The organism is Pseudomonas sp. Marseille-Q8238 (assembly GCF_965111915.1).
The window spans coordinates 4,034,456-4,047,084 of record NZ_CBCOPI010000001.1; the positions used below are offsets into that span (position 1 = coordinate 4,034,456).

The following is a 12,629-nucleotide window of genomic DNA, read 5'->3' on the forward strand; positions in this document are numbered from 1 at the left end:
TCAGGGGTTTCCCGGAGACTCAGCAGCCTGCAAACAGCATGCTGCGTACCCACCTGACTCAACCACTAATGCTTCGCCTCTGGGCTATACCGCCCGATGCTGCTGGCGATATTCGTTCACGCTCCGCCCGGTCCAGCGCCGAAATGCCTGACGCAAGCTGGACGCATCGGCGTATCCGACAAGCTCGGCAATCTGCTCGATGGTGAGCTGGGTGCGCTCCAACAGTTCTTGCGTACGCTGCAAACGGGACTCATCCAGTATCTGCCGATAACTACTCCCCTCTTCGCAGAGGCGCCGGCGCAAGGTCCGCTCGGTCAACTTCAGGTGCCGGGCAACTTGCCGGATGTCGGGATAGCGCTCCGGAAGCGACGCCAATAGCGCAACTACACGCTGACGCATGCCCCCCATTTCCTGCTCCAGTATCCTGGTGAAGCTTTCGCTGACTGTAGCGAGGGCAGCCTGAAATACCGCAGGATTGGCTGTCGGAATCGGTTGATCGAGTACGCTGGAGGGCATGTGGAAGACAATATCGCTGCCATATGAGCGAACAGGCATACGAAAATAGGCCTGGTATGGGTGGGTATCCTCCAGCCCTGCCGGCAAGGTCAACCCCAGCCCCGCTACATCAACGCCTATCAACGCCTTGAGCAGGTGGTGGGACGCCGAAGCCAGAACATTGGCATGAAACTGACGAGCCTGGTCGCACCAGCCTGGCCGGGCATTTAGGCTGGTAGCAATACGCACGCCGCCCTGCACAGAATGATCGACGCGAATATCGGCAATATCCGAATTGAAGAGCAGTACATACGCCCTGATCACCTTTAGCGCATCACCGAAAGTTTCGGCACTCATCAGTGCGAGCCCCGCCATTCCATAGTCGGAAACGTGGTAGTGCTCGCCTAGCTGCAGCCCATCGATGACCGCTGCATGAGTCTGTACCACCCAGTCGTACAGCGCATGACTGGGTAGCTGATCTCTGGGCATCTCGGCGAATAGCAGATCAGGAGGAACCAGGCCTCGTACCTTGAGGTAGTTCTGCAACGGTCGCCATTCGAAATCGAATGTCAGCAATGACGACGACATCTGCTGCTCTCCAGTAGCCTCAAAGGCTTCGAGCAATGGCTCTGAAAGCTTCAAGTGCTTCGTACTCCATACGGATCCCATCCACGTTGTACTGCTTATATGCGGAATTCTTGGCGATCACGACGCGATGCACAGGATTGACATAGATGAACTGGCCATAAACCCCCACAGCCATGAACTCGCCCTCATCACCCTGCGGTATCCACCACTGGTAACCATACCCGAGGTTAGGTTGCCCCTCCTCCTCGAACCGGCCTGGACGCAGAAAATCCTTGCTGGGGTGAACCGATTGCTGCACCCATTGCTCGGGCACGACCTGCTCGCCCATCAGGTTGCGACCACCATGCAGATAAAGCAAACCGAAACGCGCGTAATCACGCAGGCACAGGTTGAGCCCGCCGAACGCTATTTCTGCGCCATTGTTATCGGTCAGCCAGCGACCATCGCATTCAACGCCCAGGCGTGACCACAACGTGTCGGTCATGTAGTCAGTCAGGCTTCTGCCAGTTGCCCCCTTGAGCACCATGCCCAGCACCTGGGTGTCCACACTGACGTAGTGGTGTTTGCGACCCGGCTTCTCTGCCTGGCTGAGGCCTGCCACCCAGGCATCGGCTGATCCTCCCAGCGCAATGGTTTCGCCCAGTTTATTGATGCCTGAATCCGGGTCTGCGTAGTCTTCGCTGAAGGCGATGCCGGATGCCATTTGCAGGACGTCCTGCAAGGGCACGCCCTCATAGCCACTGCCCTTCAGGGTCGGTGCATAATCGCTGACCGGATCGGTCACACTGCGGATGGAACCATCCGCCAGGGCGATACCGACCAGAGCAGAGACAAATGATTTGCCCACGGACCAGGAGATAGCCTGACTCTGCTGCTGATTACCCTGGAAGTACTGTTCATAGGCGACCTTGTCATCGGCCAGGACCAGCATGCCCGTCGTATCAGACGCCACCAGCCAGTCCTTCAGCAACATCGTGCGGCCTTGGAACCGGAAGCTCTCCGGGAGCGCTCTAGGGCTTGTTTCCAAAGGGTAGACGTTCGGTCCCTTGGGGATCTCTTCTGAACGAAAGATGTCTGGCATCGAGCGGAAATTCTCGACAATGCGGTCAGGCCTGAACAGTGTATGAAAGTCCCAGAGCCGAAGCCCAAGTTGCCCCAGGCACAACAGCGTCAGGCAGCCGACCACAACCACGGCTACCAGTAGAAGACGATTCGAGAAAGCACGTTTCATGTAAAAGCCTCAATTCACGCCCATACGGCGCAGGTTAGCGGGCTGCCAGTAGCTATCGGCAGGTGGGGTGAGAAGAAACTGGCGAGGCGCCTTTTCCTGGCTGCGCAGACCCAGGGCGCTGTAGTCGCGGTTGATCAGGTCGTGATAAACGATTGCCTCAGACGTCAGCACCGGCACCTGGTACGCCTGCTTGGTGTAGGCCAGGTTGACCCGCCACAGCTGGCCATGACTGTCGTAATTTTCCGACATGAGGATGCTCCAGCTGTCTTCGTCGAGGTAGAAGCGACGCTTGGCATAGACATGCCGCTCACCCGACTTGAGGGTCGCCTCGACCAGCCATACGCGGTGCATTTCCCATCGGGTCAGGTCCGGGTTGATATGGCCCTTTTGCAGAATCGTCGCATGGGGGATCCCAGGCTGGCCAAGGCGGTAGTTGTTGTATGGCACATACAGTGCCTGCCGCCCCACCAGCTTCCAGTCGAAGCGATTGGGGGCGCCGTTGAACATGTCCGCATCGTCACTGACGTAGCCATCCACTGGATTGTCGTACGCCACGGTCGGCGCCCGACGTACCCGGCGCTGACCGGGAAAGTAGTTCCAGGCCAGGCGCGGCATCGCGACCTGATCGATGGTCTCGTGCACCAGCAGGATCTCGCCCGCCGACCGCGATGGCGGCAAGACCTTGTTGATGTAACGGAACAGGATGTTGTCGAGGGTATCGGCATTCTTGTCCAAGGCGTAATAGTTGGACTGCAGTTGGTTCTCTTCCCGAAAGGTGAAATAGCTGCCGTTACTGCGGACCTGGGCCGTTGTCGAGACCTCCTGGAAGTAGCGCCCCTGCCAACGCGCAATATGGTTCCAGATCGCCTCCATGCCATTTTGCGGGAGAGGAAACGGAATGCCCCCGTAGGCATGGGAAATTCCGTTGCCGCCAGTCACGAGTTCCGCACTCACGGCATTCTTCGCCGTATTGGCATACACCTCTGCGGGGGCGGCGAAGCTGCGCTCGGAGGGATACACAGGCAAGCGGAAACTTTCTGGGTAGGCCGTGAGCAGCGCCTTGACACCATCACTAAGATGCTCTGCGTACCCCGCCTTGTTACGAGCATCGATGGTGAGGAGTGGCTGCTGCTCAGGGAAGGGATCGGCCTCGAAACTACCCGCCCCGCCATAACCGGGTGGAGCCACATGCAGGCCCCCGGTCCAGGCAGGAATACCAATGTCGGAAGCACCCGCGCGGAGGGCACCGAAGGGGGTCAGATCGTCGTTGAGACGCTTGGCCTCTTCAACGGATACTTTGGCGTGGGCGGCAAACGGAAGAACGACGCACAGCAGAGCGCCTGCCACGTGACGGCTGGTTAGACGTGTCATGGTGATACCCGATCAGAAGGAGTAGGAAAGATTCAGGGCGAGGTTGTCGCGATCGATCAGCGGATTGTCCTTGCGCGCGCCCCAGAAGGCCGTGTAGCTAAGCTTGCCGCTCAGGCTGTCGCCGTAACGCGCACCCAGCTCGAGCGTTGCGGACTTGCGTCCCTCGATGAAATTTTCATTCAGGGCCGGCGACGTACCTTTCACATCCTGGCGGAAGGTCAGGCCGGGAAGCAGATCGATCCCGGCAACGACTTTCTCCAGCGTTCCGGAGAGGTTCAGCGTATAGCCCCAGGAGAATGGCGACAGGTAGGTATAGTTGAGGGTATCTGGAAGGTGCCCGGGTACGTAATTGGTGGCCAGCTCGCCAACCAGCAGCAAATCATCCAGCCCGGCAGTCGGCCCGAAGACATGAATCGCCGTGATCGAACTGGTGAACAGCTCCCCACGCTTGTAGAGGTCGATACGCTGTGTACCCACGCTACCAAATTCGCCAAGATCGATAGGCACCCCACTGGCTCCGCCCTGCCGCAAGGCGCCCATAACCAACTGCTCCCATTCCAGGCTCATGGAGGGCTCAAGCGGCGCATTGGGCCGATAGGTCAACTCCAGGGCAAGATTGGTATCGGCGATGTTGCCTGACGCGCTGAAGCCGAACAGGCGAATGTCTTCCGGGTAGATCAGGTCGTAGGACGTGCCGTCGAGCATCACCAGTCCGTCGACCAGCGGCACCGATGCCGGATCCAGCGCATTGGCCATGGCGCAGAGGTCTGCGAATCGACCACCATCCCCCAGACTGCAACCGAAGGAGGCGCCGGGACGTATGGACAGGAACGGAACCTTGCTGTGGTAGTTGAGGTAATAGAGGCTGAACTCGGTGTTGTTCAATGCCTCTGCCATGTAGCGCAACGCCACACCGTACTGGCCGCTGTCCCTGGCGTCCCGATCACGACCATAGCGAGCCCCGGCAACCACACCATCGGCACCGTTGACGCCGGGCACCAGGCTTTCCGGTATGCCCGCGTCAGCCAAATCCTCACGTAGATCGACAATCAACCCGTTGCTGCCCTTGCCGAAGATATCCGTATTATTGAGGAAGGCACCGGTAGGCATGACCTGATTACCGCGCCACTCCAGGCCGTAAAAGCTTTCCAGGCTAAGGCTGTCGCTCAAGCCCACCTGCAAGGAAATCATGTTGCTAGGCAACAGCGCCTCCTTGAGGCTCGCGTTGGGTAGTACCAGGCGCGCGACGTCGACCGGATTGGCCACGTTCAAGCCATCCGCGTAATAGATACCCTCTCCCCAGTTGATCACCTGGCGACCCAGGCGAATATTCACAGGCAGGCCGTTCAGCTCATAACCGCCATAGAGGAACGCATCGAGCAGGCGGGTCCCATGCCCGAGACGATTACGCAGATCGGACGGGTAGTGCCGGTCGCTATCGGTATTGCGCAGTGGGTTGTCGCCACCACTTGGAGGACGGTCCATGATCTGGGTGTCATACCAGGCGCTACCACGCACGAATAGACCTGCATCCCCATATCGCAGAGTCAGCTCGGAGGTGAGCTTGTACTCGTTGGAGACCAACCCACGGCTGTAGTACTCACTGCCATCATTGGCATTCGCGAAGATATTTTGCCCCTCGGAGATGATGCGTTCAGCCTTCTCCGTGCGGTACATCGCCGAGTACTCGAGCACGCTGTCGAGAGAGGCGTCGAAGCCGTCTACAGTATCGAACTGAAACGCAGTGGCTTCATGGGAGGCCATCAGAAGCCCCAGGGATAGAAGTCGTGCAGCTGTTATTTTCATTATTTTTTCTGCCTGTTAGAAAATGTTTCACCCCGGCGAAATAAAAACAGAGCCCAGGTGTTTCCTCGAGAATGGCAGCGGACAAAAATCGGTGAAAATCGGACAAGCACACTCAACCCTTAATCCTCCCACCATGCCCGAACACCTACCTGCAGCACGCCTGGTAGAAAGACCGAATCATTGAGAGTCTGAGAGAGTCGCCCCAGACGAGCTGGAATAAATCCGCCCTACGCGCGGGAGACTGGCGACACCAAAGAACGCCTGGATTCGTTAGAGGGACAGGACTTCAACGGGGAACACGACGCGCACAAGAGCCATATTGGCGATACCACGTTGTCGATGAACATTCGCCGAGATGGCATGACCGACGCTGCTGCCCAACGAAGACGCAGGGTTGCCCGTCTCTGCCTCCGTCTGCCCCAGCAATCACCAGCGGGCCTCGGCATTGCATTTGCCGGGCCCCTCCTCAATACCGGGTTCGGGTCTTTGGGCTCCGGCGGCTATACACCCGCCAGCCGCGCCGAACGCTGGGCTCGTGTACTGAGAAAAACCAGCGGAACCGCAAGCGCAGAGATCACGACGACCGCAAGCCAGATGGCGCCCGGCCACTGCTTCTGCACGGCGAAGTAGAAAGTCGAGAACGCGAGCGGCGCACCAATGGATGCCAGGCTTATGGTCGAGGCCAACACGCCCTGGAACTGGCCTTGGCGAGTCGGGTCAACCTGCCGCGTCGCCAGAGCCTGGAACGCGGGCGAACCGATACCACCGAGCGCGAAGAGTGGCATCACGGCGAACACGACCCAAGCCTGGGTGGCAAACGCCAGGCAGACCAACGCGCTGCACGAGCAGGTAATACCGGCAACGACCGCCCAGCGCTCACCGAGCAGCCTGGTTGCGGGCCCGGGCAGGAATACCTGCACCAGCGTCTGGCAGACGCCAAAGGTCCCCAGCGAAAGACCGATCCAAAAACCATTCCACTGAAACGTATCTCCACCCCACAACGCCCAGCAGGTGCCATAGGCCTCGCCGGTGGCACTCAGGATGAAAAACACCAGGATGATCGGCAGAAGCCCCTTCATCGAGGCAACCCAACGTAACGGGCGCAACGGATTGAGCGACGCCAGATCCATCTTCTGCCGGGACGGCGTGCGCGACTCCGGTAGGACGAGCAACGCCAGCAGAAAGTTGCAGGCGTTCAGCACGGCAGCAACGATAAACGGCAACCTCAGCCAGTAATCGCCGAGCAGCCCGCCAAGCACCGGCCCAATGATGAAACCGATGCCGAACATGGCATTGAACAAACCAAAGCGGCGCGCACGTTTATCCTCGGTCGTGATATCCGTGATGTAGGCCATGGCCACGGAAACATTGGCGCTGGTCAGGCCGGCAATGGCCCGCCCGAGCAGCAGCATCCACAACTGCGGCGCGAATGCCATGACGACATAGTTGATCGTCGCCCCGGCCAGGGAAATGAGCAGCATCGGCCGTCTGCCGATGCTGTCGCTCAACGCGCCGAGCACAGGGGCGAAGACGAACTGCATGGCCGCATAGAGCGCAATCATGATTCCGATGTAAGGGGCGATGTCCTGCGTGTGCGTCACGTCTTCGAGCAGGCGCGGGAGAATCGGGAAGATCAGCCCGATGCCCACCGCATCGAGGCAGATGGTGGCGAAGATGATGACCAGGGGCTTGTTCATGGTATGGATCTCACCGACGGATACTTTTGCGTCAGTTCCGTGCGTCTCGCCCAATTAGGGCCAGGAAGGTTTGCTGCCGCCGCGGCAGCCCCTACCCAAGAGCAGCAGCGCCACGGTGGATCAACAGAATGAAGCGATTGTTCAGGCGTAAGGCGTACCGGCCAGGGCAGCTCGCAAACCGCTGGCGCCCCTGTCCACAAGGTCGAGAAACATGGCTGTCGCCTCATTCGCATCTCGTCCCTGTCGAAAGGTCCGATGGGCCTGGATAAAGGCCACGCTCCAGGTCGCCAGTACCAGACCCGCCGCCAGATGGGCAACGGGATCGGCTGGCTCTGTACCTACAGATTCGGCCAACGCCTCTGTCACGACCTGCGCAAGCTCGTCCCGTATCGCCCGGGCCCGCGCCTTGAGGGTTTCGCTGTTCTCGATCGTTTCGATAAACCCCTGGCTCCTCGCAGAGAACTCGACATAGGGGCTCTGCTGCGCAACGAGCCGATGCGCAAACAGGCGCAACACCTCGATGGGTGCGACCTTGGGATCACATTGCCGGAACGCCTCGCGCAGGAGTTCCCGACCCTCCTCGTCACGGTCGAAGAACAAGTCCTCCTTGCGGGGGAAATAGTTGAACACCGTCATCCGCCCCACATCAGCCGCCGCCGCAATCTCATCCACCGTCACCTGATCGAAACCCCGCTCAAAGAAGAGTTGCGTGGCGACATTGGAGATAGCTTGGCGCGTAACGAGGCGCTTGCGAGATCGACGGTCGGAAGGCATGGCTGAGCTCATAACGGCATATGTATACTGAGTATATATTTGTACTTTGTTTGAAAAAAGCAAACAAGAGGGAGAGCTTATGGCTGCTATCAAAAATGATTGGGGAAAGAGCACTGGGAGTCGCTGGATTGGGGCGATTACAGTGCCGAGGGCGAAGCACGCCACCCCGCGTGACGAAGTGGATCGCGATACCTATCACCTGTTCGCGCATGTGCCGGTGGAAAGCCTGGTGCACGCGCATCAAACCGAGTACTACGCGGCGATCAATGACAGCACCCAACAAGCCGACAGCGCGCCGTTTATTGTGTTTATGTTGAGCATGCTGCGCGATGCGATCCTAAGCATACCCCCCAAGTCGCACCCCAAGTCACGGAGCTGCTCAAGCATGTGGTCGGCGAGCTCAGCCGTGAGGCGCTGCAAGCTGCGCTAGGCTTGGCCGACCGCAAATCTTTCCGCGAGCGCTGTCTACGCCCTGCGCTGAATGCCGGGTTGATTGCCATGACCCGGCCGGAGAAACCCAACAGCCGCCTGCAGTGTTATTACCTGACAGAGCTTGGTAAAAAGACTCAGGGACAGTAGGCATAAACTGAGTTTTTTCAGTGACTGGGAATCAGCCTCAATCTTTCGCAGCGTTCTTCGCTGAAGGCTAAAGCCGGGGTACCGCTTTCTGAATGTGCCACCTTGAGGATGCCACCCTGCAATGTCATCAGGCTGGCAGCCCAGCCAAACATCAGGCACAAAAAAGGCACTTGCGATAATCGCTAAGCGCCTAATTTATATAGCTTATTTGGTGGAGCCGGGGGGATTTGAACCCCCGTCCGCCAGTTCTCCACTGTCGGTACTACATGCTTAGCCGTGTCTATTGAGTTAACCCTCAGCCGCCCGACGGGCAGGGTGCATTGGGCGAGTTGTGTAAGTTTTAGCCACTTCGTCCACAACGTACTACGCGGCGATCCTGTTCTGCATGACAATCACTTCGGGTTTACAGGCATCCCCTAGTGATCGCTGGAGCCGAAGCTACCAGAAGGACTAGTCGCGCCGCTTACGCAGCGAGAGCGTAGCCCTCGTAGTTTTCGTCATTGGCAACTATAGAAGTTGCAACAGTGGATTTACGACTTCTGTTACCAAGTCGGCATGCACCTCGAGCTTTGTTACCGGCGTCGAATCCTAATCGGCCCCAAAACTTTCTCTACAACGTAGAGATGCGCAGTGTACGCCAAAGGTTCCGCAGCGTCGACCAGCCTGCCGCCAATGCGCCGCGCCATAGCGCTCCGGCTCAGCCCTTTTCTCCCAGCGAATCGAGCAGGCACACGGCCTCCTGGCTGCACTGGCGGATGCGGGTCCAGTCACCTGCAGTCACCCAGGCGCTATCGAACATCCAGGTACCGCCCACGCACATGACATTCGGTTGCGCGACGTAGCGGTGCAGATTGTCTGGATTGATGCCGCCGGTTGGGCAGAAGCGCACGTCGCCAAATGGACCACCCAACGCCTTGAGCACTGCCGCGCCGCCGCACAATTCGGCGGGGAAGAACTTGAAGCGACGGTAGCCAAGGGCGTAGCCGATCATGATTTCCGATGCGCTGCTGACGCCCGGCAACATCGGCAGCGGGCTGTGCAACGCGGCTTCAAGCAACTCGGTGGTAGAGCCTGGCGTAACGATGAACTGCGCGCCAGCCTCCTCGACGGCGGCGAGCATCGTCCGATCCAGCACGGTGCCGGCGCCCACGCACAGGTCAGGGCGCTCCTTGCGCAGGCGGCGGATGGCAGTCAGCCCGTGCGCCGAGCGCAGGGTGATTTCCAGCACGCTCAAGCCACCCTCTGCCAGGGCGTCAGCCAGTGGCAGGATGTCTGTTTCGCGGGCGATGGTAATAACCGGCATGATCCGCGCCCGGGCACATAGCTGGTCGATCTGGACAATTTTCTCAGCCATGCGCAGCGGCTGGCTGTTGTCGTTATCTGTCATGACAGGTCCTTCACCCTCACGGGCACCAGTAGATCGCGAGTGGAGCGCGCAAAAAGGCGCGGATCGGCATAGTCGCCACATCATCCCCACGTAATGCTTCGGCCAACGTTTCCAGTTTGGCCGCCCCTTGCAGCGCCAGTAGAGGCAGCCGGGCACGGGAGAGAAGCGCCAACGTCATGCTCAGGCGCTGGTGCGGCGCGCTGGGTGCATGCATGGGCAGACAGCGTCGCTGGCTATCCACCTGCAGCGCAAGACTCAGATTAGGGCTGGCGGGAAATAATGAGGCGGTATGCCCATCCTCGCCCATGCCCAGCACCAGCACATCGATCGGGGGTAATTCAGCCAGCGCCTGATCGGCAGCCAAGGCAGCGGCTTCCAGCGTCTCTGTCGGTTGATACAGACCGAGCAAGCGAGCCTTGCTGGCCGGCCCCTGCAACAAATGGCGACGCACCAGCCCTTCATTGCTGTCGGGATGAGCAGCAGGCACCCAGCGCTCGTCGGCCAGGCTGATGGTCACCTGCTGCCACGGCAGATCGACCTGCGCCAGGCACTGGAAGAACCGCACCGGGCTCCGTCCACCGGACACCACCAGAGTGGCGTGGCCGTGGCTGTCGATAGCCGAACGCAGTGCATCCGCCACGCTATTGGCCAGGTTTTGTGCCAGCTGTTGCGGATCGCCCAAGCTGCGAGCCTGCACGTCAATCGGCAGATCGAGATCAAAGATTGTCATCGTGGCCTTCCCTAAGTTGAGGCCGCTGCAAAACGCCGAGCAGGTGATCGGGATTCACCACAGGAGATACGTTCGCAACTCATCATTTCAGCGATGCCAGGCTGTCGGTGAACGCACTGGCGCCCTGCTCCGCGCTGCTGAACGCGTGGCGCATGAAGGCGAACAACTCACGGCCGCAGCCCACGCCATCGTGCAGGTCCCCTCGCCTCACCTCGCGCGCAGCCAGCTCCTGCTCGTCGAGCAAGACGCGCAATTCGCCCTTCTGCCCGTCCACGCGGATGATGTCACCATCACGCACCCGCGCCAGCGGGCCGCCGTCATAGGCCTCCGGGCATACATGGATGGCCGCCGGAATCTTGCCCGAGGCGCCTGACATGCGTCCGTCGGTCACCAACGCCACCTTGAAGCCGCGATCCTGCAACACACCGAGGAATGGGGTCATCTTGTGCAACTCGGGCATGCCATTGGATCGCGGCCCCTGGAAGCGCATCACCGCCACGAAGTCGCACTCCAGCTCACCGGCCTTGAACGCATCGGCCAGGGCTTGCTGATCATGGAAGACCCGCGCCGGCGCCTCGACCACCTGGTGCTCCAGCGCCACGGCGGACACCTTCATCACGCCACGGCCGAGATTGCCCTCCATCAAGCGCAGGCCACCTTCGCTGGAAAAGGCCCGGGCGACCGGGCGCAGCACGCTTTCGTCCAGGCTCTGTTGCGGCCCATCGCGCCACACCAACTGCCCGTCCTCGAGGAAAGGCTCCTGGGTGTAGCGGCTCAGGCCAGGCCCGACCACGGTGTTGACGTTCTCGTGCAGCAGACCAGCGGCGAGCAGTTCGCGGATCAACAACGCCATCCCGCCGGCAGCCTGGAAGTGATTGATGTCGGATTTGCCGTTGGGGTAGACGTGCGCCATGGTCGGCACCACCTCGGACAGATCGGCCATGTCCTGCCAGGTCAAGTGAATACCGGCGGCCCTGGCAATCGCAGGGAGATGCAGGGTGTGATTGGTCGAGCCGCCGGTGGCATGCAAAGCCACGATGGCATTGACCAGGCAGCGCTCGTCGACGATCTCACCCAGGGGCGTGAACTGGCCGCCCTGGCGGGTCAACCGGGTAACCTGCTGCGCCGCCTCGCGGGTCAGGCTATCGCGCAGCGGCGTGTAGGGATTGACGAACGACGCGCCGGGCAAGTGCAGCCCCATGACCTCCATCAGCAACTGGTTGGTGTTGGCCGTGCCGTAGAAGGTGCAGGTGCCGGGGCTGTGATAGGCACTCATCTCGGCCTGCAACAGCTCGTCGCGGCTGGCCTTACCTTCGGCATAGCGCTGGCGCACATCGGCCTTTTCCTTGTTCGACAGGCCGGAGGTCATCGGCCCGCCCGGAACGAACAGGATAGGCAGATGGCCGAAACGCAACGCGCCCATCAACAGGCCGGGCACGATCTTGTCGCAGATGCCCAGCATCAACGCCGCATCGAACAGGTTGTGCGACAGGGCGATGGCGGTGGACATGGCGATCACTTCGCGGCTGGCGATGCCCAGTTCCATGCCCGGCTCGCCCTGGGTCACGCCATCGCACATGGCCGGCACACCACCGGCGAACTGACCGACCGAGCCCACCTCGCGCAGGGCCTGTTTGATCTGTTCGGGAAAATGCTGATACGGCTGGTGAGCAGAGAGGATGTCGTTGTAGGCCGAGACGATGGCCACGTTGGCGGCATTCATCAAGCGCAGCGTCTGCTTGTCGTCGCTGTCACACCCCGCCACCCCGTGGGCGAAGTTGGCGCATTGCAGGCGGGCGCGCTGCGGGCCGTCGCTCGCCGCCGTGCGAATCAGCGCCAGGTAGCGCTCGCGGGTAGAGCGGCTACGCGCGATCAGGCGCTCGGTGACTTCAAGAACACGGGGATGCATGGCGATGAACTCCAGGCTGGTGAATGGCAATGCTTCAACTGACACGCCGGTACGACGCGCAA

The 12,629-nt window shown here is 60.2% G+C and carries 11 protein-coding genes and 1 other RNA gene; 2 read left to right on the forward strand and 10 right to left on the reverse strand.

Annotation, left to right across the window (positions count from 1 at the left end; genetic code table 11):
• Positions 1–84: 84 nt before the first annotated feature.
• The 6 genes from ACWPW0_RS18705 to ACWPW0_RS18730 all read right to left on the reverse strand — a co-directional run bounded on the left by ACWPW0_RS18705 (position 85) and on the right by ACWPW0_RS18730 (position 7,962).
• A complete protein-coding gene (locus tag ACWPW0_RS18705) occupies positions 85–1,137 on the reverse strand; it encodes a helix-turn-helix domain-containing protein (RefSeq protein WP_454256139.1) in 1,053 nt (350 codons plus the stop codon).
• Positions 1,103–2,314, reverse strand: a complete 1,212-nt coding sequence (locus ACWPW0_RS18710) for a serine hydrolase domain-containing protein (protein ID WP_454256140.1) — start codon at positions 2,312–2,314, stop codon at positions 1,103–1,105. The genes ACWPW0_RS18705 and ACWPW0_RS18710 overlap by 35 nt, the downstream gene beginning before the upstream one ends.
• Positions 2,315–2,323: 9 nt before the next feature.
• The gene (locus tag ACWPW0_RS18715) at positions 2,324–3,685 is read right to left on the reverse strand and encodes a DUF1329 domain-containing protein (protein ID WP_454256141.1); all 1,362 of its coding nucleotides are present in this window, start codon (positions 3,683–3,685) and stop codon (positions 2,324–2,326) included.
• A 12-nt stretch (positions 3,686–3,697) separates the two neighbouring features.
• Entirely contained in the window at positions 3,698–5,491 is a 1,794-nt protein-coding gene (locus ACWPW0_RS18720; RefSeq protein WP_454256142.1) for a DUF1302 domain-containing protein, read from the reverse strand.
• A gap of 500 nt (positions 5,492–5,991) precedes the next feature.
• Positions 5,992–7,188, reverse strand: a complete 1,197-nt coding sequence (locus ACWPW0_RS18725) for a TCR/Tet family MFS transporter (protein WP_454256143.1) — start codon at positions 7,186–7,188, stop codon at positions 5,992–5,994.
• A 141-nt stretch (positions 7,189–7,329) separates the two neighbouring features.
• Entirely contained in the window at positions 7,330–7,962 is a 633-nt protein-coding gene (locus ACWPW0_RS18730; RefSeq protein ID WP_454256144.1) for a TetR family transcriptional regulator, read from the reverse strand.
• Between the two features lie 79 nt (positions 7,963–8,041).
• On the opposite strand from ACWPW0_RS18730, the gene ACWPW0_RS18735 reads away from it, so the two are divergent.
• Entirely contained in the window at positions 8,042–8,392 is a 351-nt protein-coding gene (locus ACWPW0_RS18735) for a hypothetical protein (protein WP_454256789.1), read from the forward strand.
• Positions 8,350–8,541 (forward strand): Fic family protein, encoded by a 192-nt coding sequence (locus ACWPW0_RS18740; protein ID WP_454256145.1) that lies wholly within the window; start codon positions 8,350–8,352, stop codon positions 8,539–8,541. The genes ACWPW0_RS18735 and ACWPW0_RS18740 overlap by 43 nt, the downstream gene beginning before the upstream one ends.
• A gap of 209 nt (positions 8,542–8,750) precedes the next feature.
• Here ACWPW0_RS18740 and ssrA read toward each other — a convergent pair.
• The 4 genes from ssrA to edd all read right to left on the reverse strand — a co-directional run bounded on the left by ssrA (position 8,751) and on the right by edd (position 12,567).
• Positions 8,751–9,141: a transfer-messenger RNA gene (gene ssrA / locus ACWPW0_RS18745) on the reverse strand.
• A gap of 97 nt (positions 9,142–9,238) precedes the next feature.
• Positions 9,239–9,928, reverse strand: coding sequence for a bifunctional 4-hydroxy-2-oxoglutarate aldolase/2-dehydro-3-deoxy-phosphogluconate aldolase (locus ACWPW0_RS18750; RefSeq protein ID WP_454256146.1), 690 nt, complete (start codon positions 9,926–9,928; stop codon positions 9,239–9,241).
• 16 nt (positions 9,929–9,944) lie between these two features.
• A complete protein-coding gene (gene pgl / locus ACWPW0_RS18755) occupies positions 9,945–10,658 on the reverse strand; it encodes a 6-phosphogluconolactonase (protein ID WP_454256147.1) in 714 nt (237 codons plus the stop codon).
• An 82-nt stretch (positions 10,659–10,740) separates the two neighbouring features.
• Positions 10,741–12,567: a phosphogluconate dehydratase gene (gene edd / locus ACWPW0_RS18760; RefSeq protein ID WP_454256148.1), complete on the reverse strand. Its 1,827-nt coding sequence runs from the start codon at positions 12,565–12,567 to the stop codon at positions 10,741–10,743.
• Positions 12,568–12,629 lie beyond the last annotated feature (62 nt).